Source organism: Falsiroseomonas oryzae (assembly GCF_027856955.1).
GTDB classification, from domain to species: Bacteria; Pseudomonadota; Alphaproteobacteria; order Acetobacterales; family Acetobacteraceae; genus Falsiroseomonas; species Falsiroseomonas oryzae.
The window spans coordinates 1-24,946 of record NZ_JAPSMD010000009.1 but is presented as its reverse complement, the minus strand read 5'-3'; the positions used below and the strand labels follow the sequence as shown (position 1 = coordinate 24,946).

At 68.9% G+C, this 24,946-nt stretch carries 27 protein-coding genes and 1 pseudogene; 14 read left to right on the top strand and 14 right to left on the bottom strand.

The window, feature by feature from the left end; genetic code table 11:
- Positions 1-57 precede the first annotated feature (57 nt).
- From dctP to OZN99_RS02530, 8 genes and pseudogenes are all read right to left on the bottom strand, one after another.
- On the bottom strand, positions 58-1,152 hold the full coding sequence (gene dctP / locus OZN99_RS02565) for a TRAP transporter substrate-binding protein DctP (RefSeq protein ID WP_270933600.1): 1,095 nt from the start codon (positions 1,150-1,152) through the stop codon (positions 58-60).
- Between the two features lie 41 nt (positions 1,153-1,193).
- Positions 1,194-2,594: a TRAP transporter large permease gene (locus OZN99_RS02560; protein ID WP_270933599.1), complete on the bottom strand. Its 1,401-nt coding sequence runs from the start codon at positions 2,592-2,594 to the stop codon at positions 1,194-1,196.
- Positions 2,595-2,625: 31 nt separating this feature from the next.
- Positions 2,626-3,174 (bottom strand): TRAP transporter small permease, encoded by a 549-nt coding sequence (locus OZN99_RS02555; RefSeq protein ID WP_270933598.1) that lies wholly within the window; start codon positions 3,172-3,174, stop codon positions 2,626-2,628.
- Positions 3,175-3,190: 16 nt separating this feature from the next.
- Positions 3,191-5,560: a xanthine dehydrogenase family protein molybdopterin-binding subunit gene (locus OZN99_RS02550; protein ID WP_270933597.1), complete on the bottom strand. Its 2,370-nt coding sequence runs from the start codon at positions 5,558-5,560 to the stop codon at positions 3,191-3,193.
- Entirely contained in the window at positions 5,557-6,048 is a 492-nt protein-coding gene (locus OZN99_RS02545) for a (2Fe-2S)-binding protein (RefSeq protein ID WP_270933596.1), read from the bottom strand. The genes OZN99_RS02550 and OZN99_RS02545 overlap by 4 nt, the downstream gene beginning before the upstream one ends.
- Before the next feature lie 12 nt (positions 6,049-6,060).
- On the bottom strand, positions 6,061-6,906 hold the full coding sequence (locus tag OZN99_RS02540) for an FAD binding domain-containing protein (RefSeq protein WP_270933595.1): 846 nt from the start codon (positions 6,904-6,906) through the stop codon (positions 6,061-6,063).
- A 97-nt stretch (positions 6,907-7,003) separates the two neighbouring features.
- Positions 7,004-7,681, bottom strand: a complete 678-nt coding sequence (locus tag OZN99_RS02535; protein WP_270933594.1) for a TetR/AcrR family transcriptional regulator — start codon at positions 7,679-7,681, stop codon at positions 7,004-7,006.
- A 522-nt stretch (positions 7,682-8,203) separates the two neighbouring features.
- Positions 8,204-8,669, bottom strand: a pseudogene (locus OZN99_RS02530) (integrase core domain-containing protein); the annotation flags it as partial.
- Positions 8,670-8,678: 9 nt separating this feature from the next.
- On the opposite strand from OZN99_RS02530, the gene OZN99_RS02525 reads away from it, so the two are divergent.
- From OZN99_RS02525 to OZN99_RS02495, 7 genes are all read left to right on the top strand, one after another.
- Positions 8,679-9,014, top strand: a complete 336-nt coding sequence (locus tag OZN99_RS02525) for a hypothetical protein (protein ID WP_270933593.1) — start codon at positions 8,679-8,681, stop codon at positions 9,012-9,014.
- Between the two features lie 749 nt (positions 9,015-9,763).
- The gene (locus OZN99_RS02520) at positions 9,764-9,967 is read left to right on the top strand and encodes a hypothetical protein (protein ID WP_270933592.1); all 204 of its coding nucleotides are present in this window, start codon (positions 9,764-9,766) and stop codon (positions 9,965-9,967) included.
- Positions 9,968-10,076: 109 nt separating this feature from the next.
- A complete protein-coding gene (locus OZN99_RS02515; RefSeq protein WP_270933591.1) occupies positions 10,077-11,084 on the top strand; it encodes a TRAP transporter substrate-binding protein in 1,008 nt (335 codons plus the stop codon).
- An 11-nt stretch (positions 11,085-11,095) separates the two neighbouring features.
- The gene (locus tag OZN99_RS02510; protein WP_270933590.1) at positions 11,096-11,572 is read left to right on the top strand and encodes a TRAP transporter small permease; all 477 of its coding nucleotides are present in this window, start codon (positions 11,096-11,098) and stop codon (positions 11,570-11,572) included.
- Positions 11,573-11,587: 15 nt separating this feature from the next.
- The gene (locus tag OZN99_RS02505; protein WP_270933589.1) at positions 11,588-12,862 is read left to right on the top strand and encodes a TRAP transporter large permease; all 1,275 of its coding nucleotides are present in this window, start codon (positions 11,588-11,590) and stop codon (positions 12,860-12,862) included.
- Between the two features lie 16 nt (positions 12,863-12,878).
- Positions 12,879-13,322, top strand: coding sequence for a ribose 5-phosphate isomerase B (rpiB, locus tag OZN99_RS02500; protein WP_270933588.1), 444 nt, complete (start codon positions 12,879-12,881; stop codon positions 13,320-13,322).
- A gap of 17 nt (positions 13,323-13,339) precedes the next feature.
- Positions 13,340-14,221 carry an NAD(P)-dependent oxidoreductase gene (locus OZN99_RS02495; protein ID WP_270933587.1) on the top strand — a complete coding sequence of 294 codons (882 nt, stop codon included), beginning with the start codon at positions 13,340-13,342 and terminating at the stop codon, positions 14,219-14,221.
- A gap of 226 nt (positions 14,222-14,447) precedes the next feature.
- Here OZN99_RS02495 and OZN99_RS02490 read toward each other — a convergent pair whose 3' ends face one another.
- The 3 genes from OZN99_RS02490 to OZN99_RS02480 all read right to left on the bottom strand — a co-directional run bounded on the left by OZN99_RS02490 (position 14,448) and on the right by OZN99_RS02480 (position 17,005).
- Complete coding sequence (locus tag OZN99_RS02490) at positions 14,448-15,863, bottom strand: XRE family transcriptional regulator (RefSeq protein WP_270933586.1); 1,416 nt, start codon at positions 15,861-15,863, stop codon at positions 14,448-14,450.
- Positions 15,860-16,408, bottom strand: a complete 549-nt coding sequence (locus tag OZN99_RS02485; protein ID WP_408611803.1) for a DUF6932 family protein — start codon at positions 16,406-16,408, stop codon at positions 15,860-15,862. Before OZN99_RS02485 ends, OZN99_RS02490 begins: the two co-directional genes overlap by 4 nt.
- A 297-nt stretch (positions 16,409-16,705) precedes the next feature.
- Positions 16,706-17,005: a hypothetical protein gene (locus tag OZN99_RS02480; protein WP_333779713.1), complete on the bottom strand. Its 300-nt coding sequence runs from the start codon at positions 17,003-17,005 to the stop codon at positions 16,706-16,708.
- A 78-nt stretch (positions 17,006-17,083) separates the two neighbouring features.
- Between OZN99_RS02480 and OZN99_RS02475 the strand changes: the two genes are divergently transcribed.
- Together OZN99_RS02475 and OZN99_RS02470 are read left to right on the top strand one after the other, a co-directional pair.
- A complete protein-coding gene (locus OZN99_RS02475) occupies positions 17,084-17,770 on the top strand; it encodes an SDR family NAD(P)-dependent oxidoreductase (RefSeq protein ID WP_270933584.1) in 687 nt (228 codons plus the stop codon).
- Between the two features lie 56 nt (positions 17,771-17,826).
- A complete protein-coding gene (locus tag OZN99_RS02470; protein ID WP_270933583.1) occupies positions 17,827-18,123 on the top strand; it encodes a methyltransferase in 297 nt (98 codons plus the stop codon).
- Here OZN99_RS02470 and OZN99_RS02465 read toward each other — a convergent pair.
- Positions 18,088-18,351 carry a hypothetical protein gene (locus tag OZN99_RS02465; protein ID WP_333779712.1) on the bottom strand — a complete coding sequence of 88 codons (264 nt, stop codon included), beginning with the start codon at positions 18,349-18,351 and terminating at the stop codon, positions 18,088-18,090. The genes OZN99_RS02470 and OZN99_RS02465 overlap by 36 nt on opposite strands.
- 101 nt (positions 18,352-18,452) lie before the next feature.
- Here OZN99_RS02465 and OZN99_RS02460 point away from each other — a divergent pair.
- From OZN99_RS02460 to OZN99_RS02440, 5 genes are all read left to right on the top strand, one after another.
- Positions 18,453-19,555, top strand: a protein-coding gene (locus OZN99_RS02460) for an IS3 family transposase (protein ID WP_270933581.1) whose coding sequence is annotated in 2 segments (ribosomal slippage) — positions 18,453-18,714 and positions 18,714-19,555 — 1,104 coding nt in all. Because the reading frame shifts where the segments join, the coding sequence is not laid out codon by codon here.
- Positions 19,556-19,747: 192 nt separating this feature from the next.
- Positions 19,748-20,572 carry a class I SAM-dependent methyltransferase gene (locus tag OZN99_RS02455; protein ID WP_270933580.1) on the top strand — a complete coding sequence of 275 codons (825 nt, stop codon included), beginning with the start codon at positions 19,748-19,750 and terminating at the stop codon, positions 20,570-20,572.
- A gap of 305 nt (positions 20,573-20,877) precedes the next feature.
- Positions 20,878-21,675: a ParB/Srx family N-terminal domain-containing protein gene (locus OZN99_RS02450; protein ID WP_270933579.1), complete on the top strand. Its 798-nt coding sequence runs from the start codon at positions 20,878-20,880 to the stop codon at positions 21,673-21,675.
- A complete protein-coding gene (locus tag OZN99_RS02445; protein WP_270933578.1) occupies positions 21,676-22,344 on the top strand; it encodes a DNA-methyltransferase in 669 nt (222 codons plus the stop codon). It abuts the gene before it with no gap.
- Positions 22,334-23,605 (top strand): site-specific DNA-methyltransferase, encoded by a 1,272-nt coding sequence (locus OZN99_RS02440; RefSeq protein WP_270933577.1) that lies wholly within the window; start codon positions 22,334-22,336, stop codon positions 23,603-23,605. The genes OZN99_RS02445 and OZN99_RS02440 overlap by 11 nt, the downstream gene beginning before the upstream one ends.
- Positions 23,606-23,630: 25 nt before the next feature.
- Here the strand turns inward: OZN99_RS02440 and OZN99_RS02435 are convergent, their stop codons facing one another.
- Together OZN99_RS02435 and OZN99_RS02430 are read right to left on the bottom strand one after the other, a co-directional pair.
- Positions 23,631-24,323, bottom strand: coding sequence for a PEP-CTERM sorting domain-containing protein (locus tag OZN99_RS02435; RefSeq protein WP_270933576.1), 693 nt, complete (start codon positions 24,321-24,323; stop codon positions 23,631-23,633).
- A 268-nt stretch (positions 24,324-24,591) separates the two neighbouring features.
- The coding region (locus tag OZN99_RS02430) for a DUF3489 domain-containing protein (protein WP_270933575.1) at positions 24,592-24,946 on the bottom strand (355 nt) is incomplete at its 5' end.

Genomic DNA, 24,946 nt, shown 5'->3' with positions numbered 1-24,946 from the left:
CGCTGACGCGAACGGCCCGGGCGGCGAACCGCCCGGGCCGTCCTGGTCACGCCCGCCTCAGGCCGTCGGGTAGGCGATCGGCAGCCGGAAGTCGTTGGCCGTGAGCCGCTCCATGTAGGTCCGCAGGATCTGCGAGCCGGGCATGCCGCGACGATCGGCTTCCCGCGCCTGCTCGAGCGGCAGGCCAGCGAGCGCCTGCGCCCAGGCGAGGCGCGTCTCCTCGCTCATGTAGCTGACGGTCGTGTTGGGGAAGGTGCGCCACTGGTCCACGGCAGTGGCGTAGAGACGGTCGTTCTCCTCCGCCGTCTTGAACTGCCACTCGGTCGCCACTTCCTGGATCGTCTCCTGCACGGGGCGCGGCAGGCTCCGCCACCGGTCGGAGTTGACCGTGATGTGCGCGGAGCCGGAAGCGCCGAAGCGCGTGACGTGCAGGTGCGGGTTCACCTCGTAGAGGCGGATCGCAATCTTGCCGGCGGTCACGGTCATCACCCCGTCCACCACGCCCGACTGGGCCGAGGTGAAGAAGTCCGCGAGGCTGCCCTGCACGCCGACGATGCCGGCGGGCCGGAGGAAGTTCAGCAGCGCCCCCGCGCCCGCGATGCGCCGCCCGCGCAGGTCCTCGAGCCGGTTCCACGGCGTGCGCGTCGCGAGGTCCACGCTCGGCGCGCCGGAGACGGCGATCATGCGCTGACCGAAGCGCTGCTCGAACACGTTCCGCAGATAGGGCACGCGCTCATAGACCTCGTGCGTGACCTTGACCTGCAGCGCGTTGCTGTCGGGCGAGAACGGCACCCAGGGGTGCCAGTTATGGGAGAACAGGCGCGCCGCCTCGAACGTGGCGAGGAACAGGCCGACATCCACGACGCCGTTCTGGACGGCTTCCACCGTCTCGTTCACGCGCGTCACCGCGCCGCCCCAGGAGACGGTGAAGGTCACCGGATGCCCGCGCTCGCGCGAGCGGCGCACCACCTCGGGGATGAAGAAGCTGTCGGCCACGCCGACATAGGCGAGCGCCGAGGTGGTGTGGCCCGACGCGATGCGCAGGTTGATGGCGCGTGCCTGGGCGCTGGCTTTCGTGCCGATCAGCGCGACGGAAAGCCCCGCCGCGCCGCACGCCAGCGCGCCGCGCCGGCTGATGGAAGTCCTCGACATCTGCTCATTCCTCCCTTGGTGGCGTGTGGCAGTCGCCCGGCTCACATCAGGTTGCGCGGGATCCAGGTGGCGATCGGCGGGAAGGTCCACACCAGCGCCGCGGTCAGCAGGATCAGCCCGACATAGGGCAGGCTTCCCCTGACGATCATGGCGATGCTGACGCCTTGTCCCGGCAGGGCGCTCTTCACGGAGAACAGCAGCATCCCGAATGGCGGGGTCAGCAGGCCGCACTCGATCACCAGGATGCCGACGATGGCGAAGGCGATCGGGTCGAAGCCCAGCATGTTCGCCACCGGCCAGAAGATCGGCACGGTCAGCAGCATGATCGAGACGCTGTCGATGATCATGCCGAGCAGCAGCCAGATCACGACCATGATCAGCATGACCTCGAGCGGACCGAGATCGAGGCCCGTGACCAGGCCCTGAACCGCCGCCGTCATCCCGCCCATGGAGAGCATGCGCGAATACATCTGCGCCGCGATCAGCAGCAGCAGCAGCGGCGCGGTGATCTTCGCGGTGTCGTAGAACACGCCGAAGACCTGGCGCACGGTCATCCCCTTGAGGAAGGCGAGCGTCAGCGCACCCAGCGCGCCGATCGCCGCGGCCTCGGTCGGGGTGAAGAGGCCGCCCCAGATTCCTCCGAGCACCAGCAGCATCAGCGCGCCGATTCCGCCGGCGCCCAGCCATTCGTGCGGCGTCATCGGCAGTTGCGCATTCTCCTTCGCGCGCTCGACGAAGGCGGGCGGCGTGGCGGCGGCCGAAAGGCTGCGCGCTGCGGGGGGGCCGGAGGGCAGGCCGGTCGCGACAGGCGCGACATCCGGCGCCAGCGACGGATCCCGCTTCACGGAGACGATGATGTAGACGCAGAGCAGGGCCGTCAGCAGCAGGCCCGGCCCGATGCCGGCCAGGAAGAGCTGGCCGATGGATTGCTCCGCCAGGATCCCCCAGACGATCATCAGCACGCTCGGCGGGATCAGCATGCCGAGCACGGCACTGCCGGCGATGGCGCCGACGGCGAATTGCTGCTGGTAGCCGGCCTTGCGCATCGCCGGATAGGCGAAGCGGCTGAAGGCCGCCGCCGCAGCGACGGAGACGCCCGTGACGGTTGCGAAGATCGCGTTGCCGATCACGGTCGCCACGGCCAGCCGGCCCGGGATGCGCCGCAGGCCCCGGTTCACCGCCTTGAACATGTCCTCCGCCGCGCCGCAACGGCCGACCAGATCGCCCATGAGGATGAAGAGCGGGATCACGGCGAAGACGTAGTCGCGCAGGAACTGGAAGGCAGTGGATTGCAGCATGCGCACCGGCACCATCGGGTTGCCGGTGATCAGCATCACGCCCGTCATGCTCGCCGCGATCAGGCAGAGCGCGATGTGGACGCCGCAGGCCACCAGGATGATCAGCAGGCCGACCATCAGCGTGGCGATCTCGATCCCCGTCATGCCGGTTCCCCCCTTGCCGCCCGCTGCCCCGTCACTCGACCGCCGCCGAGCTGTCCTTCGGCGCGCCATGCCGCCATGCATTGATGAGCATGGCGAAGTAGGCGAGCGCGGCCAGCGCCGACATGGTCACCAGGATGATGCGGACGGGCCAGACCGGCACGCGCAACGCGCCCTCGCCCTCGTAGGCACCGATCTCGATGGCCTCCAGCATCGGACCCCACCCGCCATAGGCGATGGCGCCGCAGATCCCGATGCCGAGCAGGCAGGTGACCGTCTCGATCGCCAGCCGCCCGCGATCGTTCGCCGCGTCGTACACGACGGTGGCGCGGATCATGCCGTTGCTCAGCACGGCGAAAGGCAGTTGCAGGAAGACCAGGCCGACCAGGGTGTTCGCCACCATCTCCGCCGTGCCCGGCACCGGCTGGTTGAACAGCCCGCGCGACAGCACGTCGGCACAAACCAGCAGCGCAATGGCGAGCAAGCCGAAGACCGAGACGATGTGGAACAGGCGGGTGAAGCTCTCGAGTCCGCGGTGCGCGGCGTCCACCGCGCCGCCGGATGCCGCGATGTCGCCGGACATGGACCTCTCCTCCCGCTCAGGACTTGCCGAGGGCGCGCAGGATGCGCTCCGGCGTGAAGGGCATCTCCGTCAGCTCCGCACCGAAGGGCGACAGCGCGTCGTTCAGCGCGTTCATGATGGCGGCGGGCGCGCCCGCGGTGCCGGCCTCGCCCGCGCCCTTCGCACCGATCGCGGACTCGCGCGTCGGCGTTTCGATATGCGCGACCTCCATGTCGGGCATCTCGGCGGCCATCGGCACCAGGTAGTCCACCATGCTGCCGTTCAGCATCTGGCCGCGCTCGTCGTAGAGACACTCCTCCAGCAGCGTCGGCCCGATGCCCTGCACGATGGCGCCGCGCATCTGTTCCTCGACCAGCAGCGGGTTGAGGACCTTGCCGCAATCCTCCACGGCCCAGAACTTCAGCAGCTTCATGAAGCCGGTGTCGGGGTCCACCTCGAGGTGGCAGGCCAGGATGCCGTTGGTGAAGGCGAAGGCGTATTGCGTCGGCAGGTAGTGCCGCGTGACCGAAAGCTCCGGCCGCACGCCGCCCAGCGTGTCGGGGCGGAAATAGGCGACACGCCCAACCTCCGCCAAGTCGGTCACCTGCTCGCCGGTCGCCGCATCCACCACGATGCCGCCGCGGATGTCGAGCTGCGCGGCGTCGCGCTGATGGATGGTGGCGGCGAGGTCGAGGATGGACTTGCGCAGCGCGCGGCCCGCCTGCCAGGCGGCCTCCCCGCCGACGCCCGCACCACGGCTCGCCCAGGTGCCGCCGCCATAGGGCGTGGCGTCGGTGTCGCCGGTCACCAGCCGCACGCGGCCCATCGGCACGCCGACCGCGTCCGCGACGACCTGTGCGAAGATCGTCTCCGTGCCCTGCCCCTGCTCGCCGCAGCCATGCAGCACCATGATGCCGCCCTGCGGCTCCAGCCGCACCGTGCAGCCATCCTGGGCCGAGATGCGCGCCCCGCCCACGCCGTAGAACATGGCGGAGGGGTTCGTGATCTCGATCATCGAGGCGAGGCCGATGCCGCGATAGACCCCGCGCCTGCGCGCCTCCGCCTGGTCGGCGCGGAGGCTGTCATAGTCCATCATGCGCAGCACGGTATCGAGGCAGCGGTGGTGCGACATGCCCTCGAACTTCATGCCCGAGGGTGTCTGCAGCGGGAAATCCTCGTCGCGCAGCAGGTTCCTGCGGCGGATCTCGGCCGGGTCCATGCCGATCTGCCGCGCCGCCGCGTCCACCAGGCCCTCGGTCACGCCGACCGCAACGGGATGGCCGACGGCGCGGTAGTTCGAATAGGGAGCGAGGTTGGTGAACAGAGCGCGCACCTTCGCGCGGTAGCCCTGCAGCCGGTACCACTGGCCGCAGATATTGGCGATCTGGTTCCCCTCCACCACGCTGGTGCGCGGATAGACGGAATAGGGGCCGATCGCCTGCGTCCCCTCGTAGCCGAGGGCGAGGATGGTGCCGTCCCGCTTCACCGCCAGCTTCGCAGTCACGGCGTGGTCGCGGTTGTGGATGTCGGAAAGGAAGCTCTCCAGCCGGTCCGCGACGAACTTCACCGGCCGGCCGATCCGCATGGACAGCGCGCAGGTCGCGAGCTCGTCGCCATAGACATGCGTCTTGATGCCGTAGCTGCCGCCGACATCGGGGCAGACCACGCGCACGTCGGATTCCGAGAGACCGAGCAGGCGCGCGTAGCAGTCCTGGATCATGTGCGGCGCCTGGTGGGAGATGTGGACGGTCAGCCGTCGGTCGGCCGGGTTCCAGTCGCCGATGACGGAGCGACCTTCCGGGCAGACGCCGGTGTGGCGCGGGAAGCGGAAGCTGCGCTCCACCACCAGGTCGGCCTGCGCCATGGCGCGGTCCCAGTCTCCGCCCTCCACCTCGCGCGTGAAGCAGACATTGTCGCCGAGCTCCGGCTGGGCGATCATGCCGCCCGGCTCTGCCGCCGCGGCGAGCGAGCCGACGGCCGGCAGCGGCTCGTACTCCACCTCGATCCGCGCGGCGGCGTCCTCGGCCTGCCGCCGCGTCTCCGCGACCACAGCGGCCACCGGCTCGCCCTGCCAGGCAGCGCGGTCCACGGCGATGCAGCGCTGCTGGGCGGACTTCATGCCCTTGAAGTGTACCAGCAGCCCGGCGAAAGGCTGCACGGTCTCGGCCAGATCCTGGCCCGTCACCACGTCCAGGACGCCCGGCATGCCGCGCGCCGTCTCGGCGCGGATGGCCAGGATGCGCGCATGGGCGTGAGGGCTGCGCAGGAAGGCCACATGCGCCATGCGCGGCAGGGCGATGTCGTCCACGTAGCGGCCGCGGCCTTCCAGCAGGCGGCGGCCGTTGGGCCGCGGCACGGCGGCGCCGATCGCCGGTGTATCGGCGGCCTCGCGCAGTATCCGATTCATGCCGCGCTCCTTCCAGCTGCGCGGGCCTGCCGCGTGGCCTCCACCGCATCCACGATCGCCTGGTAGCCGGTGCAGCGGCAGTAGTTGCCCGAGAGATGCTCGCGGATCGCCTGGCGATCCATCGGGGCCGGCGCGTCCAGGATCTCCGCCGCCGTGATCAGCATCCCGGCCGTGCACCAGCCGCACTGCATCGCGTTGCGGGCGTGGAACTCGTTCTGCAGATCCGCAATTTCCCCGGTCGCGGTCAGGCCCTCGATGGTCCAGACATCGGTCCCTTCCAGCTGGGGGGCGAGCAGCAGGCAGCCGCGTGCGAGCTGGCCATCCACGCGCAGCGTGCAGGCGCCGCAGATGCCGTGCTCACACGCGACGCGCGGGCCGGAGAGGCCGAAGACCTCGCGCAACAGGTCCACCGCGTGCAGCCGCACGGGCACGCGTCGGCGCACCGCCTTGCCGTTGAGCGTGAAGGCGAGTTCGATCTCCTCGTCCATGACGCCTTCCCTTCAGGCCGCGCCGCGCAGCCGATCCACGGCGCGCCGCAGCAGCACACCGGCCAGGTGCCGCTTCGTCGCGGCGGAGTGGTAGAGATCCGCTGGCGGGTCGACCTGCCGCGCCAGCGCCTCGGCCGCGGCGCTCACCCCCTCGACGGCCAGCGCGCGCTCCACCTCGGCGAAGCGCATCGGGCGGTCGGCGACGCCGAAGAAGGCGATGCGCGCATCCTTGAGCTCGCGGTCGGAAGCGGTGGCCGCGACACCGACGATGGCGAAGTCACCGTGCCGGCGGGCGAGCTCCAGCGCTGCGTTGCGTGTGCCGGCCGGCTGGCAGGGAATCTCGACGCGCAGGAGCAGATCGTCCGGACCGAGCGCCGTGGCGTAGAGGCCGCGGAAGAACTCCGTCGCCGGCACCCGGCGCTCGCCCTCGGCGTGCGGCCCGGTCAGGACCATGGTGGCGTCGAGCGCGAGGCAGCAGGCCGGCCACTCCGCGGCGGGGTCGGCGAGCGCGATGCTGCCGCCGAAGGTGCCGCGGTTCCGGATTGCGGCATGGGCCACGTAGGGCAGCGCCTCGAGCAGCAGCGGCGCATGCGCGGCAACCAGCGGATCGCCGGTGAGCGCCGCGTGGCGCGTCAGCGCGCCAATCACGAGACGCCCACGCTCCACGCGAATGCCCGTCAACTCGGGCAGGCCGGCGATGTCGATCAGCGCGCGAGGTTCGAGAAGCCGGAGATTGAGCGCGGGGACTAGGCTCTGCCCCCCCGCGATGAAGCGCGCATCCTCGCCGTGCTCGGCCTTGAGAGCCAGAGCCTCCGCGACACAGCGAGCGCGCAGGAATCGGAATCCTGCCGCCTTCATGAACGTCTCTCCCAAGGACCGCGTCTCTAACGGACACAGCCTTAATTATCGCTTGATTAGTTGATGGACACGCTCACGTCAAGCCGAATGCAGCGGCTCAGCTGGCGGGCTGCGGCTGCCGTCGGGCGGCGGAAGCGGCCCGCGCTTGGGGCGGCCCGAGGAGCCGCGCGAGCACGAGAGCGCTGCCGGCGAGAAGATCGTCCATCATCATCTCGATGACCTCCTCGGCAGCGGCGCGATCGGGCAGGCCGTACACGTGGCGACGCAGGTTCCAGTAGAAGAGCCGCCCGTGCAGCTGCCAGACATACTCGAGTTCCGCGGGCGACACCGTCTCCGGCGCGACTTCCGGATAGCCGGCGGCGAGACGGAGCTCGACGCAGACGCGGCGGAAGATGCGCGCCTCCAGCCGCTCGAGCGTGCGGCGATTGTAGTCTACGCCGTCGAGGCCGGCGTAGACGAACATCCGGACCCATTCGCGGGAAAAGATCGTCTCCTGGAACTCCGCATAGAACCGCGTCATGCGCACGCGCAGCGGCAGGCTGCGGTCGGCGACCAGCACTTCCCATTCCGGCCGCCAGCGCGTCAGGAACAGCTCCTGGTAGACCCGCTCGATGAGGGCCTGCTTCGAGGGAAAGTAGAGATAGAGAAGGGGCTGCGTTACGCCGAGCTGCCGGGCGAGCTCGCGGGTCTGGCCGCCGAAGCCGTGCTCGGAGAAGAAGCGGATGGCGCCGTCGAGAATCTGACGCTCACGATCCTCGCGCTTCAGGCGCGCCATCCTGGCTCCCTCGACTTGTCTTCCGGCCAGGGCGCCCATACAGGGCACCTGCGCCGGCGGGCAAGTCCCGTCAGCGGTGGTCGTGCGCGGCCGCCCGGAGGCCGCGCGACACCGAGAGCGGCCCTGGCAGCGAAAAGCCGCCGGCAGGACCGTCACCCAGTGGCGGCGCCCGAGCGAGGCGAGGCGCGGGCGATCCGCGCCGGCCGGTCCGTATCCGGAACCGGAAGGCGCTGGCTGACCAACCGGGATGCCCGCCCGGAGTGACTTGCCCCTGCATTTTGGACCGGCCCCAACACCAACGACGCCGAAGGCCAGCATGCACCAAAATCGCATTTGCAGGCTGCGGCGGCCTCGGTCGAACCTTGCCGCAGCCCCGTCGCGCTCGGCATGCGGCCGGGCGGGGCGCATACCGTTGCGAACGGCGAGCACCCTTCCCCGGTTCCAAACGCTGGGATCGTTAGATGCGGGGTGTGGGCAACGCCCCGAGATAATGTGACCTGCCCCTGATTGGGGAACCACGGGCTATGAGAGACTTGACCCATTTTCTGGCGTGGCCGTCTGGCCCTGCCGGAGCGGAGGGTAGGCGGGGCCAGACGGCCAGGGCAACGCCGCTTCTGGCGCCGGCGGCCGATAGCTCAGCGCGCTGTGCGGCCTGATCGTGTTGTAGTGCCGCCGCCAGCGCTCGATCAGCACCTCAGCTTCCCGCAGCGAATAGAAAGATCTGCCGGTCCAGCAGTTCATCCCGCAGCTTGCCGTTGAACGATTCACTGTAGCCGTTCTCCCAAGGGCTGCCGAGCTCGATGAACAGGCTCGTCACCGCGAGCCGGCAGAGCCAGCCGCGCACCACCTTCGCCACGAACTCCGGCCCGTTCTCGGAGCGAAGGTGCCCCGGTGGTCCGCGTTCGACGAACAGATGCGTCAGCACCTGCAGCACGTCGTCGGAGGTCAGCCGCCGCGCCACCACAATGGCCAGGCACTCCCGCGTGTACACCCGCAGTTGCCTACGCTGTATCGCCGCAAGGTCGAGGCGCTGGAGGAGGCGCTGAAGGACCCAGCGACGATGCTGGCTGCGACCGAGGCGCTGCGCGGGCTGATCGACGCGATCCTGATCCATCCAGGCGAGCGCCGCGGCGAGGTGTCGCTGAGCCTGCGGGGCGACCTGGCGGCGTTCCTGCAGATGCCGGCCGCTGATCGGGCATGCGATGCCCCGAACAGCAAAACGGCCGTTGCCCTGGGAGGGAACGGCCGTTCTGGATCTGGTCGAGAAGTATTGGTATCGTTGGATGCGGGGACACGCAACCGACGATGCCAGTACATCACGGTCCGCATCTGACCCGCATTCCAAGGCCTGGCCACCAACGAACGGCGTACCCCCGATTCGAATCCGTCTCGCTCCGCCAGTTCCCATACGAGCCGTGCTCTCCGCCTGACCGACCGCCGCGCTGAGTGGCAGGTTTGCTGGGGCGTTCTGGGCCGACCTATTGACCGCCCCTAACCGGCGAGAGCCGAAAATCGCTCTCCAAAGGCCAATTCTCTCCGGACCTGCTGACTTGGACGATCTGGTACGTCCAGAAAAATCCAAAAAAAACTATGAGTTTGCGGGCTGTCCAACGGCGCGTGGTTCGAACTGCTTGATCGAAGCAAGCGCGACATGCCCCGAAAATCATCGCGAAATCCACAGCCTACATAACCGCCTCAGACGCCGGCGGCCCTCCGGGCCCTGGCTCGCCGCCGACGCGGCGGGCCGCATTCGCGGCCTCGGCCGACTCCGTCGGCCACAGGTCAGCCCGTCTTCCGCCGGGTATCGATCTCTCGTGCGGGGCCGCGACGCTTGCGGACGATCCAGCCGTCAGGCAGCCATTCGGACCGATTCTCGATCGCGCGCCCCGGTTGGGCGGCCAGCGCGGCGCCAAGATTCTGCGCCGCGGAAGCGGCGTGGCCGCCCCATCCAGGGTGCCGGCGGCCGGACGACGGAGCGCACGCGGGCGGGCGCACGGCATCGGGTGCACGAGGGCGAGGAGAGAGGAGGTGAGCAGCCAGGATAGAGCCGGCCTCCTCGCGGGCCTGTAGCGGCGCGGCGCCGTGCTGGGCCTGCCGGCGACGCGCGAGCATGTCCTGCAGGAGCGCGGCTGCGAGGTGGTCGCCGCACTGTTCGGCACCCCGGATGCGGAGCCGGAGAAGCGGCCCGACGCGGCGCTCGCCCTGCTGATGGACAGCATCATCCTGGACTTCGTCGCGCGGAACCCGCCCAGGCGCTTGACCGGTGCGCGCGCCGCTCTACCGTGATGCGGCATAAGCTGGGCTGCGCCACGTGGCGGCCGCCCGGCAGGCGGTCCGGACGGCGTCCCTCCTGCCCCGGGCATGCAGCCAACAAGGAGGGGAGGAAAACGCCCGCATGACCATCACTCGACGCCAGACCCTGGCGGCCGCCGGTGCGGCAGGCATCCTGCCGCTGCTTTCCCGCCCCGCCCGCGCCGCGACGCTGCGCTACGCACATGTCGGCAGCCCCGGCGACGTGCAGACCCGCTTCGCCGACGAGCTCGCCGCGCTTGCGCGGCAGAAGAGCAACGGCCGCACCGACATCCGCGTCTTCGGTAACAGCCAGCTCGGCGGCGTGTCGGAGATGGTGGACGGCGTGCAGAGCGGCGCGATCCACATGGCGCACCACGAATTCGCCTCGCTGACCAAGTTCATCCCCGAGCTCGGTGTCTTCAACGCGCCCTATGTCTATCGCGACGGCCGCCACGCGCTCGCCGCGACCGACCCGGAACGCTCCCCGGTCGTGCAGGAGATGAACGAGCGCCTGGTGCGCACCGCCGGCGTGCGGATCGTCGGGCGGATGTATCGCGGGCCGCGCCACATCACCGCGCGCTTCCCGGTCCGCCGGCCCGAGGACCTGCGCGGCCGCCCCTTCCGCGCCGTGCCGCTCGACCTCTGGGTCTCGATGGTGCGCGGCTTCAGCGCGGTGCCGACGCCGGTCGAGGTCTCCGAGCTGCCGACGGCGCTGATGACCGGCGTCGTGGTCGGGCAGGAGAACCCGCTCACCATGATTAACGCCAACAAGCTCTTCGAGGTGCAATCGCACGTCTCCCTCACCGGCCACATGCTCTCGGTGCTCGCGGTTTTCGCGCATGACCGCACCTGGCAGCGCCTGGCGGCCGACGAGCGCCAGGCGGTCTCCGCCGCGCTGCAGGAGAAGGCGAACGAATCCCTCGCCTGGGCCGAGGCGGCGGACGCGCAGTTGGTCGAGGAGCTGAAGCGGCGCGGCATGACGGTGATCACCCCGGCCGAGGGGCTCGACAACGAGGCCTTCCGCACCGCGGTGCTGGCGCAGATCCGCCGCGACTACCCGTCCTGGACGCCGCTGATCGAGCGCATCGGCCAGGTCCAGGCCGGCGCCTGAGGCCACGGCTCTTGGCTCTCCTCGCCCGCCTGTTCATCGGCGCGACCAATGCCGTGGCGGTGACGCTGCTGCTCGGCCTGGTCGCGATCCTGGCGCTGCAGATCGTGCTGCGCGACGTCTTCGCCGCCCCGATCGTGGGGCTGGAGGAGGTGACGCGCATGCTGATGATCCTGATGGTCTGGATCGCCTATCCGCTGGTGGTCGCGGCGGGCGAGAACATCGTGATGGCGGAGCTGAAGGCGGCCATGCCCGGCCGGCTCCGCCACGGCATGGACCTGCTGATCGGGCTGGCCTGCACGACCGCCGCGGGGCTGATGGTCTGGGCGACCTGGGAGGCGCTGGCCGCCAACCCGCGCAACATGACGCCGACCCTCAGGATCCCGTTCTGGATCTACCTCGCCGCCGCCGCCTTCGGCTTCGCCGCCGCCGGCATCCTCCACCTTCGCCGTCTGCGCCAGGGGCAGGACGGCGGCTCCGTGGCGCTGTAGGTCGGGGATACGCGGATGGGCCTGGCCGTCATCGCCGCCTTCGTCGTGCTCTTCATCTGGGGCGTGCCGGTCGTCTATGCCGTGCTGATCCCCTCCATCGCCTATGTGCTGATCGAGGGCCTGCCGCCGACGCTGCTGGCCAGCCGCGTCGTCTATGCGCTGGACAGCTTCCCCCTCGTCGCGGTGCCGATCTTCATCTTCGTCGGCAACCTGATGAACCTCAGCGGCATCACCGACCGCATCTTCCACTTCGCCAGCACCCTGGCCGCGCGGCTGCATGGCGGGCTGGCGCAGGTGAACATCCTCGCCAGCCTGATCTTCTCCGGCATCTCCGGCGCGGCGCTGGCCGATGTCGGCGGGCTCGGGCGGGTGGAGATCAAGGCGATGCGCGAACGCGGCTTCGACGCGCCATTCTCGGCGGCCGTCACCGCCTCCTCCGCCATCATCGGGCCGATCTTCCCGCCCTCGATCCCGCTGATCGTCTACGGCTCCGTCACCTCCGTCTCAATCATCCAGCTGCTGATGGCGGGCATCCTGCCGGCGCTGGTCTGCACCGCCGCGCTGATGGTGACCGCCGCGGTGGTGTCGCTGCGCGCGGGCTATCCGCGGGCGGAACGCTGGCCGACGCCGCGCGAGGTCGGCCGCGCCCTCGGCCCGGCGCTACCGGCGCTGCTGGCGCCGGTCTTCCTGATCGGCGGCATGCTGGCCGGCGTCTTCACCCCCACCGAGGCCGCCGCCGCGGCGGCGCTCTACGTGCTGGTGATCGGCTTCGCGGTGTACCGCGAGATGACCGTCTCGCATGTGCTGCAGGCGGCGCTGCTGACGGCCCGCAACACCTCCGCCATCCTGGTCATCGTGGCGGCGGCGGCGATGTTCGGCTGGATCCTGGCGATCGAGGAGATCCCGCAGGCCTTCGGCGCCGCCATCGCCGGCCTGTCGGACGACAGGCTGGTGCTGCTGCTGCTGGTCAACATCATCTTCTTCGTCGCCGGCATGTTCCTCGACAGCACCACAGCGACGCTGCTGATCGTGCCGATCATCGCCCCGCCCGTGGTCGCGGCGGGGGTGGACCCGGTGCATCTCGGCCTGCTGATCGTGTTCAACCTGATGATCGGGCTGCTGACGCCGCCCATGGGGCTCGCGCTCTTCCTGATCTGCGACATCGCGCAGATCAGCATGCGGTCACTGCTGCGGGCGATGGTGCCCTTCTACGTGCCTCTGCTGCTCACCCTCGCCACCATCACGCTGTGGGAGGACATGGTGCTCGCCCTCCCGCGGCTGATCCGTTGATGAAGGATCCACGCGGATGCGCATCGCGCTCGGTTGCGACCATGCGGGCTTCCCGATGAAGGCGCAGGTGCTGGAGGTGATCCGGGCCCTCGACCACGAGGTGGAGGACCTCGGCTCCCACACGCCCGATCCCGTCGACTTCCCTGACATCGCACGCGCCGTCTGCGACCGCGTCGCCTCCGGCGCGGCGGAACGTGGCATGCTGGTCTGCGGCACCGGCGTCGGCGCCTCCATCGCGGCCAACAAGCGGCGCGGCATCCGCGCGGCGGTCTGCCACGACGTCCACTCCGCCCACCAATCCGTCGAGCATGACGACGTGAACGTCATGTGCATCGGCGCGCAGATCGTCGGCCCCTGGCTCGCGCGCGACCTGGTGAAGGCCTTCCTCGAGGCGCGCTTCGACGCGACCGAGGACCATCGCCGCCGCGTCGCCAAGCTCGCCGAGTTCGAGCGCGAGTAGCGCCAGGAGGCTGCGCCATGACCCGAATCGGCTTCATCGGCATCGGCATCATGGGCGAGGCGATGGTCCGCCGCCTGCTCGAGCGGGGCCATCGCCAGGTCACCGTCTGGAACCTCGAGCCCGAGCGCCTGCAGACCGTTGTGCCGCACGGCGCCGTGGCGGCGGAGAGCCCTGCCGCGGTCGCCGCCGCTAGCGACGTCGTTATGCTCTGCGTGCTCCATACCGACGCCGTGCGCAGCGTCGTCTTCGGCGAGCGCGGCGTCGCCTCCGCCCCCGGCCTCGCGGGGCGTCTGCTGGTCGATCTCTCCACCGCCGATCCCGCTACGACGCGGGAGATGGCGGCAAGGCTCCGCGACCAGGCCGCCATGGGCTGGGTGGATGCACCGGTCTCGGGCGGCCCGCATGCGGCGCGCGCCGGCGCGCTGACCGTCATGGCCGGCGGTGCGGAGGAGGAGGTGGTGCGCGCCGCGGCGCTCCTCGGCGACCTCGCGGCCAACATCACGCGGATGGGCCCGGTCGGCGCGGGGCAGACCACCAAGATTATCAACCAGGCGATCGTCGGCACCGGCTTCGTGCTGATGGCCGAGGCGCTCGCGCTGGCCGAGGCGGCGGGCATCGACGCCGCGGCCCTGCCTGGCTGCCTCAAGGGCGGCTTCGCCGATAGCGAGCTGCTGCGCCGCATCTACACCCAGATGCAGGAACGCCGCTTCGACCCGCCGGCGAGCTACGCGCGGCAGCTGCTGAAGGATATGAAGGCGGTGAAGGCCTTCGCACACGACCTCGGCGCCGACCTGCCCCTGGTCGAGGCCGCCGCGCACCGCTTCGACGAATTCGTGGCGCAAGGCAACGAGATGACCGACAGCGCCGCCATCCTCCGGCTCTACCGGCCGGATCCGTGAGCGCGGCGATGTACTCTTCGGCCGCGCGCTACCTCGCGACCGGCGAGGGCGCCGCCCTGCCGGATGGACGCGCACCACCACATCTGGGACCTGCGGACCAACTACCATCCCACGTCCGAGCCGAGGCAGCCCTTGGCTAAGTGGGCGGGCCGGCCTTCCGGATAGTCGAGCACCGGAGCCGTTTCTCCGTCTCGACTCGATCGGCAAGGCCAATCCAAATTCTTGATCAGCCGTCCCTATCCAGAACTTGGAGAAGCATCCCTCGCGCAGGCTCCATTACGCGGTCCAGCTTCACGTGCCGCAGCAGCGCGTCCCGGGCGATGTCGAACGGCGCCTCGGCGGCGGCTTCAAGGTTCCGGGCCGCCCCCCACCAGTTCTCGCCGTGCTCCCGTCGCACGCGGAATGCGACATGCTGCGCGACCAGGCCGACATCGAGTTTCAACTCATCGGCCACAGTGGCGGTGACCCGCTTCAGTCGCGCAGGCTGACCCCTCGCTCGCCTCCATACCTCCGTGAAGATGTGGTCGACGTGGCTACCGAGCAGAACCTTCGCTGCAAAGTCGTGCGCACGCGCCTCGGCATCAGCGTCCTGCTCGTCGGACGGCTCCTCCGGCTCGATAACCCTGAGCGTGGGATCGTCGTCCTCGACCAAGTGGCCAAGCTCGTGTGTGAGATCGAAGAGCCACCGGGCCGGGGACTGCAAGGACTGCTTCAGCGCGATCGCTGGACGGCCCGAGAAGCGATAGCACGCCCCGTGAAACCCGCCTTTATTCGAGAGCGGAAGAACGGGGATGCCCAGCTTCCACACGCTGTCGAGGGCCTTGCCGAAGGATGGCGGCTGGTTGCCAAACAGTAGGCGCCGCATCCCGGCCGGGTCGGCCGGAAGCACTGGTTGTTTGGCTTTCGCCGTCAAGTCGCAGAGCGCCATCAGCAGGCAAGCCGAGAACCCCTCCTGCGCCGTGACGGCCTTCGGGTCTGCATTGGCGGGACGCTTGAAGCGGGCGTTGGCCACGGCCTTCCACTGCAGCGTCTCGTTCGAGTTCGCCGCCAGCATGTCCTCAATGCCGAAGCCCCAGATGGCCTTCAGGCGCACACCGACAGTCTCTGCTGCAGCAGCGGGATCGTCCGCAGCGTTCCGCGGCACGAGCCACCTGTCCACAAAATCGGCATCCATGCCCGCGCGCTTCACGCAACCCTTTATGGCTTCGAGGTTCGGCCGCGTTGGTTGGGCGAGCTTCGCCTTACCGGTCAACGAGAGGCCCAGCACGTCTGCGACCTCGAGAACCCGCCAGAACTCGGCGTGCTCGTAGTCCTCGTCCTCCCACCGCTGGATCTGCTGCTTCTTGAGTCCGAGTCGCTCCGCCAGTTCCTGCTGAGTCAGTCCCTGGGCGATGCGGGCGCGCATGAGCGCCTTAGGGAGGTCGTCCCAGTTAACGACGTCGATTTCCTGAACACCGCCCGCGCGCAGGCGTTCCCACTCGGCCATCTCTGACCGGAGGTCTCCCAACTGCGCGTCAACGGAGGACAACGCCGCTCGGCGGCCCACGTCCTCGCCAGCGGCGGCGGCCAGCGCCTCCCTGCTGGAGGCGAACTCTCCAGCCGCCTTCTTCGTGATGGCGTACTCGCGTTCGCTCTTGATCATGTCACCGTCTCCAGGTCGAGGACGAGGATGCCCTTCGGCTTTCCCGTCCGTTCCTGCTGGAAGAAGTCGCGGAATGGCTTTCCGGTCTCGCGGTTGATGGTCTCCGCCGCGAACACGTCGCACCTGAAGTCCGCCTTCAGAGAGGCTCGGTTCGCCTGAATGTCCCTGAGCCGAGGATCGACAGCTTGCCAATCGATCTCGCCGCTCAGGAAGCACCCATCCCAATCGCTGGGCCGCTCACGGCCCGAAGCGAAGCTCCCATCGACGAACAGCCACTTTCCTCCCGCCGCACGAAGCATCAGCGCGAACCGACGCAGACCTTCCGTGGCCAGCTTTCTCTTTATGGATCCCTGCCCGAAGGCGGCGACCAGGTCCGGCCATGACACCGGATGCTCCCCGGGAGGGAGCTTGCCACCCGCTAAGGGCGGGACCGGTAGACAACTTATACGTTGTCCGGAAAAATTCAATCGCACAGACACGTGCGCGGCCGGGGTGGCCGAACCGGCCGAGCCTGTGGCAGGGCCACCACGCGGGTTTCGTGTCATTCGCGACAGGGATCCTGGGTGCCGAATCGAGGAAAACGTTCTCGATGCGACTTGAATACGAGCGAGCCAGCGCTTTGTCACTTCGCTCTGGGGCAGCGAAAACATCTGACCTCTGCCGGACCGCAGCGTCGCCCCATGAGACGTGACTAGCTCGGATACACTCCAAAATCGGCGAAGATTACGGTCGTGCCGTGACACTAAGCGACTGCCCGGCATTGAACTTATGCGAAACTCTATGTCCGCATCTTTTGCTGGCACTTTCCCGTTCTTCGGGAAGGCGATAGCCCGCCGACCGGTTCAGCTGCTTGCGGTTGCTAAGTGCTGGCAGACCCACTCCACCGGAAACGGCTCCATCAGCCCCGGCAGAGTCATCCCCTGCGCCTGCCGCCCTTCCAGGATCGCCCCGACGATGTCCGGCGCCAGCAGCGTCAGCCGCAGCACGCGCGAGACGTAGGACGAGTTGATCTTCTCGGCCGCGGCCAGTTCGTTGATGGTCCCGAAGCGGCCGGACTCCAGCATCCGCCGCCACCGGAAGGCCCGCGCCACCGCCTTGATGAGCGTGATGTCCTGCCGGCGCTCGAGCGGCGAGCCTAGCATAAACATGTTCACCGCTAGACCTTTGGAATCGGGCCGCCCAAACTTGGCGGTACAATCTAGGTGCGCAGGGAGGAGCAGGTGTCTGCAACAGCGATGGGGCATGCCGTCGTGACCGGAGCAAGCTCAGGCATCGGTGCAGCCATAGTCACGCGCCTGCTCCGCGAAGGCTGGCGCGTCACCGGCCTCAGTCGCAGCGATCCAGCGCGATCCGAACCGGGCTTCATGCATCTCCCTGTTGACCTGCTAGACGACGACGCATTGGTGCGTACGGTGACCGGCGTCGATGCCAATGCGCTCGTCCATGCCGCCGGCCTGACGCGCGTGGGACCGCTCGGCTCATTGGACCCGGCGGCCGGCCATCTGCTGTGGCGCCTTCACGTCGATGTGGCGATCCGATTGGCCGACATCCTAGTGCCTAGGATGCCGGACGGGGGGCGCATCGTCCTGATCGGAAGCCGCGCCTCTGCCGGGGTGCCCGGCCGCAGCCAGTATGGCGCCTCGAAGGCTGCACTGGTCCCGATGGCCCGGGCCTGGGCCCAGGAACTCCTTCATCGGCGTATCACCGTGAATGTTGTCGCCCCGGGGACGACGGACACGCCGATGCTGCGCGACCCCGCTCGAAGCGCCAATCCTCCGAAGGTGCCGCCCATGGGCCGCTACATCCGACCCGCAGAGGTAGCCGCCCTAACCGCCTTTCTGCTGGGACCGGAGGCAGACGCTATCACTGGGCAGCAGATCATGATTTGCGGCGGCTCCTCTCTATAGCGCTGCCTTACGCCGTCGCCGCCCGGCCGGCGTAACGTCACCGACTTGATGCCCCGGTGCGGGTGCTGCACGACTGGAATGACGAGGACTGCGTGATCATCCTACACGCGTGCCTGAGGGCGATGAAGCCTCAGGCGCTGCTGCTGATTGGCGAGCAGATCCTCGACCCTGACCCTGCAAGTCGCCAGCCTGTCGGTTATCTATCCGACGTGCATATGATGGCGATGTTTGGCTCAGCGCGCGAGCGGACCGAGGACGATTTCCGCGCGCTACTCGCCGCAGCCGACTTGAAGCTCCGACGCGTCATCCCGACACGCTCAACTGTCTCGGTCATTGAGGCTGCACTGCGGTGAAGCATGCGCAGCACTGCCGAACATGGTCCGCTGCCTCTCCCACTCCACCGGGGACGGCTGCATCAGCGCCGGCAGCGTCACCCCCTCGCGCTGCCGCCCATCCAGGATCGCCTCGACGATGTCCGGCGCCAGCAGGGTCAGCCGCAGCACGCGCGAGACGTAGGACGAGTTGATCTTCTCGGCTGCGGCCAACTCGTTGATGGTGGCAAAGCGGCCGGACTCCAGCATCCGCCGCCACCGGAAGGCCCGCGCGACTGATCCTGACCCGGAGAACTGGCCCGGGTGGAGCGCAATTTTTTCGGGCACTCTGACCCCTGGAGGAGGGTGCCATGAAGCGGAAACGCTACACGGACGAACAGATTGCCTTCGCCTTGCGGCAAGCCGAGACCGGCACCTCGGTGGAGGAGATCTGCCGCAAGCTCGGCGTCTCCGAGCCGACGTTCTACCGGTGGAAGAAGCAGTTTGCCGGGATGGGCGTGGTCGAGATCCGGCGGCTGAAGCAGCTCGAGGAGGAGAATGCCAAGCTGAAGCGCCTGGTCGCCGACCTGACGCTCGACAAAACCATGCTGCAGGATGTGCTGCGCCGAAAGTGGTGAGGCCCGCCGTTCGCCGCGAAGTGGTGCGCCATCTGCAGGGCGCCTACGGCGTAGGCGAGCGGCGGGCCTGCAGCACAACAGGGTTCCGGCGGTCGTCACAGCGATACCGCTCGCGACGGGATCCGCAGACGGAGCTGCGGATGCGGCTGCGTGACCTGGCTGCGAGCCGGGTCAGGTATGGCTATCGCCGACTGCACATCCTGCTGCGGAGAGAGGGCTGGCCCGTGAACGCGAAACGCGTCTACCGCCTCTATGCCGAGGAGGGGCTCACGATCCGCAGCAAGGTGCCGCGGCGGAAGCGGGCTTGGCGCTATCGGGTGGGTCGGCCAAGGGCGGTGGCGCCGAACGAGGTCTGGAGCATGGACTTCGTCTCCGACCAACTCTTCGACGGGCGGCCGATCCGGATCCTGGCCGTGATCGACCCCCATACGCGAGAGGCGCTCTCGATCGTGCCGAGAGCCAATTTCCGGGCCTTCGATGTGGTGGCCGAACTCGACCGGTTGGCACGCGGGCGAGGACGGCCAAAGACGCTGAAGGTGGACAACGGCCCGGAGTTTGCCGGGCGAATGCTCGATCAATGGGCCCACCTGAACGGGGTGGAGATCGACTTCTCCCGACCCGGCAAACCCACGGACAATGCCCAAATCGAGGCGTTCAACAGCCGCCTCAGGGCGGAGTGCCTCAACGCGTCCTGGTTCCTGTCCCTGGCGGATGCACGGGACCGGCTCGAGGCGTGGAGGGGGGAGTACAACGAGGAACGGCCGCACGGCTCACTGGGAAACTTGACCCCGCGGGCGTTCGCCCAGCAGTCTCAAAAGGCCCGACGAGTTGCGTAGGCCCCGGACCAGTGTTGGGGGCAGTACCACGCTGCCGCCGGCCTACATTACCGGCGGACCGCTTCTACGGGGGCAGGTCAACCCTGCCATGTCATTTGCAGAGGCAGTTGGTTGTTTCCTCGGCTCCGAGCCATGCCGTAGCCTCCCCGCAAGCCGCCATGCTTTCGCGGACACCATGGGGAGGATGAAAAGATGACTTCGTCGTCTCTTCCCAGCATCGGTGACGCACTGCTGAACAACTTCGGACAGGCCGATGCCTACGATCAGGTGATGGGCCGATGGAGCCGACGACTGGCGACTCCTTTGATCGCCTTTGGAGGCCTGTCCGACGGCGAGCGGGTGCTCGACGTCGGATGCGGTACAGGAAGCTTGACGTTCGCGCTGCCCGCCTTGGCCAAGCTTGCCACAATCACCGGAATTGACACGACGGAAGCGTTTGTTGAAGCAGCGCGCGCCCGCAACAGCGATCCGCGCATCAGCTTCGATGTGGGCGATGCCAGAGCTTTGCCCTATGCGGACGCTGCCTTCGATCGCGCGTATTCCTGTCTCGTGCTCCACTTCGTGCCTGATGCCGCGAAGGTAGTGGCGGAGATGCGAAGGGTTGTTCGACCCGGTGGCTGGGTGGCCGCAGCTGTGTGGGACTCGTATGGCGGACAGACCTTCACCCGCATGCTGTGGGACGTCGCGAGCGTACTCGATCCAGCGGCACCTTTGCCGTTCTTCCCGCCGATGACCGGGCCCGACGAAATGGCAGAGGCGTTCCGACGCACCGGGCTCGTGGAAGTGGAGCAGACGAATCTCGTGATTCGGATGGACTTCGCCAGCTTCGACGACTTCTGGGCGCCGTTCGAAACTGGCGAAGGGCCGCATGGCAAGTACGTTGTCGGGCTCGCGCCTGATGCCCGTGAACGATTGCGCCAGCATGTGCGGCGTGTGTTTCTCGGCAATCGTCCCGATGGGGCGCGGTCGATGGCTGCTGTGGCCTGGGCCTGCCGTGGTGCGGTACCAAACGCATGACGAACACGCCGCCTGTCAGTCGGACACGCTCGATAGCGCTGTTACAATTCACCCCGTAGCGGCGCGCGAATCCGCGGGGATATGACCACGCTACGTCGAGATGATGCGACGCGGCGGTGGCGAACGAGCCACTGAGCCAGACAATCCGAATTAGTGGCTCGCGAGCCGCAGGGTCCTTCCTGGGCCTGCTGTATGCGGGGGGCGGAAGCGCGCAAGGTTTCTAGCGCCAAGCTAGTTTTCCAGGTTGCCAGCGTCGCGCAGTTGCCAGCCGCGCCGGCCACAATCCCAAGATCCCGCAGGTGCAGATGCCTCAGGCCCCCTGGGCTGCGAGCGCCGTCGAGGCGCGCGCAGTCGCCTCCCTGCTGCCCTATGCCGGCAACGCGCGCACGCATTCCGCCGAGCAGGTAGCGCAGATCGCGGCCAGCATCCTCGAGTTCGGCTTCGTCGCGCCGGTGCTGGTCGACGAGCGCGGCGAGATCATCGCCGGCCATTGCCGGCTGCTGGCGGCAAAGTCCCTCGGCCTCGAGACCGTGCCGACCATCGTCCGCGCCGGCCTCTCCGAGGTGCAGAAGGCCGCTTATCGCCTCGCCGACAACCGCATCGCGCTGAACGCCGGCTGGGACGAAGCGCTGCTCGCGGCCGAGGTCGCGAAGCTGCAGGAAATGGGCGGCATCGACCTGGCGCTGACTGGCTTCGACGGCGCGGAAATCGAGCGGCTGCTGGCAGGGCTGGAAACCGAGCCCGGCAACCTGCCGGCCCCGACAGTTGCCAGCGGTGCCGAGCCGGCTCCTGGCAACCAGCCGGACGCGGGCGGCGCGGAGCCGGCAGAAGATCCCGCGGATGCCGGACCGGAGCCGCCGCGCCAGGCCGTCGCGCGGGTCGGCGACATCTGGCTGCTGGGCGAGCACCGCCTCGCCTGCGGCGACAGCACGAACCGCAGCACCGTCGCGCGTGTCATGGCCGCGGATCGGGCGGCGCTGCTGTTCACCTCCCCGCCCTACGGGAACCAGTGCGACTACACCACCGGCGGCGTCTCGGATTGGGACGCGCTGATGCAGGGCGTATTCCAGCATCTCGACAGCGCGCTGCGGCGCGACGCGTAGGTGCTGGTGAACCTCGGGCTGATCCATCGTGAGGGCGAATGGCAGCCGTACTGGCAGGGCTGGCTCGACTGGATGCGCGGCCAGGGCTGGCGGCGCTTCGGGCTGTACGCCTGGGATCAGGGCCCCGGACTGCCGGGCGATTGGAACGGCCACCTTGCGCCGGCCTTCGAGCTGGTCTTCCACTTAAACCGCGAGGCGCGCCAAGCCAACAAGATCGTGCCCTGCAAGTGGGCCGGCACGCCGAACAAGGGCAGCGGGCTCCGCGCCGCCGACGGCGAGGTGAAGGCGTACACCCATATCGGCCTGCCTGTGCAGGAGATGCGCATCCCCGACAGCGTGCTCCGCATCACCCGCCACAAGGGCCGCGGCATCGAGACCGAGCACCCGGCGGTGTTCCCCGTCGCGCCGCCCGAGTTCCTGATGCGCGCCTACACGGACGAAGGCGACGCGGTGTTCGAGCCATTCGGCGGCTCCGGCACGACGATCCTGGCGGGCCAGCGCACCCGCCGCCGCGTCCGCGCCATCGAGCTCGCCCCGGCCTATGTCGACCTGGCGATTGCGCGCTGGCGCACGCTGCATCCCGACCTGCCGGTGACGCTGGCGGTCGACTGCCGCGACTACGACGCGGTCGCCGCGGCCCGCGCGGAGGCGATGGCCGATGCAGCCTGATCTCCGCGTCGAGATGATGCCGGTGGCCTCGCTCGCGCCCTACGCGGCGAACGCCCGCCTGCATCCGACCGAGCAGGTGGCGCAGCTGGCCGCCTCGATTGGTGAGTTCGGCTTCAATGTTCCGGTGCTGGTGGACGACGCCGGCGTGCTGATCGCCGGCCACGGCCGCGTGCTTGCCGCGAAGGCGCTCGGTCTGGAGGAAGTCCCCGCCATCCGGCTCGGGCATCTCACGGAGGCGCAGGCGCGGGCCTTTCGGCTGGCCGACAACCAGCTGGCGCTCAACTCCACCTGGGACGAGGGCCTTCTCGCCGCCGAGCTGCGGGCGCTGCGCACCGACGAATTCGACCTCGGGCTGATCGGCTTCGACGGCGCGACGCTCGACCGGCTGCTGGGCGATGCAGGGCCGGGAGTAGCCAATGTTCTCTCCGGCCAGGATCCTGATGCGCCGGCGCCGGAGCCGCTGGAGGCCCCCGTCACCCGGCCCGGCGATCTCTGGCTGCTAGGCCCGCACCGGCTGCTGTGCGGCGACGCCACCAGCGCGGCGGACGTCGCGCGGTTGCTCGATGGCACGCGGCCACACCTGATGACCACCGATCCGCCTTATGGGGTGAACTACGATCCCGAGTGGCGGAACGAGGCCGGCGTCTCGGCGACGATGCGAACCGGCAAGGTGGCGAACGACGATCGCGCCGACTGGCGCGAGGCCTGGGCGCTGTTCCCCGGCGACGTCGCCTATGTCTGGCACGCCGGTGTACACGCGCGCACCGTCATCGAGAGTCTGGAGGCGTCGGGGTTCGCGATCCGCAGCCAGATCGTCTGGGCGAAGTCGCGCTTTGTGCTGGGGCGCGGTGATTATCACTGGCAGCACGAGCCGTGCCTCTACGCGGTGCGCAAGGGCGCAACGGGTCACTGGCAGGGCGCGCGGGACCAGGCGACGCTCTGGCCGATCAGCACCGGCGGCGACGAGGACGCCGCCACCGTCCACGGCACGCAGAAGCCGGTCGAGTGCATGCGCCGGCCGATGCTGAACAACAGCGCGGCGGGGGACGCCGTCTACGAGCCCTTCTGCGGCAGCGGCAGCACGATCATCGCAGCGGAGACCACCGGGCGCGTCTGCTACGCGATGGACATCGACCCGCGCTACGTCGATGTCGCCGTGCGGCGCTGGCAGGCCTTCACCGGGCGGGCGGCCGTGCTGGCCGGCGAGGATCGTGTGTTCGACGATGTGGCGGCTGCGCGCGGCCGGGCTATCGCGGCGTGACAGCCCGGAACGTCGCCGCGCGGCGTCAGGCGCGCGTGCTTCGCCGCCTGCGCCCGGCGAGCAGCCCGAACAGCCCGGCGCCGAACAGCGCCAGCGCAGCCGGCTCCGGCACGGTCGCGGGCACGTCAAAACTCGCCTTGAAGAAGGTATCCCGGTCGGTGTTCGGGAAAGCGAGGCTTTGCCAGTCGGTGGTGGTCAGCGCCTCGAAGGTCCCGACCTGGCTGAAGACATAGCGTTCGAATGTGTAGATGTCGCTCGGGCCGTAGGGGATCTCGAAGGCCCGAAGCGCGGTCTGCGGCAGCTCGGTGATGCTCAAGAAGGCCACGTAGAGCTCGGCCGGCGACAGGATCAGGTTCGGCGTGAAGGCGAACTCGGTCAGGTCGTCGGTGTCCGGCTTCGTCCGTGTCTCGCTGGTGTAGAGGATGGTTCCCGCGCCGTTGCCGACCCAGGTGGCGACATAGCCGCGCAGGTCGAGCGGCCCGACATTGGGGATGCCGACATTGGTGTCGGCCCGGTAGTCCAGGAACAGGGAGAAGCTGGTCAGGATCGGCCGGGCGGGATCGGGCGCGAAGATCTGCCCGAAGGTCGGAAGCCTGCCGGCGCCGAACAGCGCGATGGCGCCGGTTCGACCGCCCGTGGTCGTGTCGATATCGGCGGCTTGCGCGGAGCCGGGTGCGAGAAGGCAGAGGGCGGCGAATGCCGCGATCAGCCGATACATGCATGCCTCCTGCCGCGACGTGCGGTGCCGCGAGCCGATGTCCGACCCGCGCCACAACCAACTTGACCCAGATGGCCGGCTAATCCGACCACCTGGCGGAGAGCGTATCGGTGATCCGGCGGTCCGTTCAAGGGCGCCGCCGCCCGGACGAACTGCTCGCCCGACAAGCAGGTGCGCAAGCTCAAGCCGCTGCGGCGCCCCGCAGGGCCTCGGTAGAAGTACGAAGGCCCGCCGCAGCGCGGCGGGCCCTGATCGCGACGCCGGTGTGTCAGTCGGCGACGCGGTAGATGCTGTAGGATCCCTTCGCACCCTCCTTGTTCGGGCCGACCTGGCGGATGCGCTCCAGCACCTTCACCTCGATGCCCTGGCGCTTCTTCAGTCCGGCGAAGAACCCGCGGACCGTGTGCTGCTGCCAGCCGGTGGCTTCGCAGATCTGTGCGATGGTGGCGCCCTCCTGGCGGCGGAGCATCGCCAGCACCTGACCCTGCTTGGTGCCCTCGCGCGGCTTGCGCGGCGCGCCGGGCTCGCGCGTGGCGCGGGGCGGCTTGCCGGCCAGGGCGGCGCGGAGGGCCTCGATGGCGCGGCTGATCGCGTTGTCCGTCGCGTCCTGCGCCGGGCTGGCA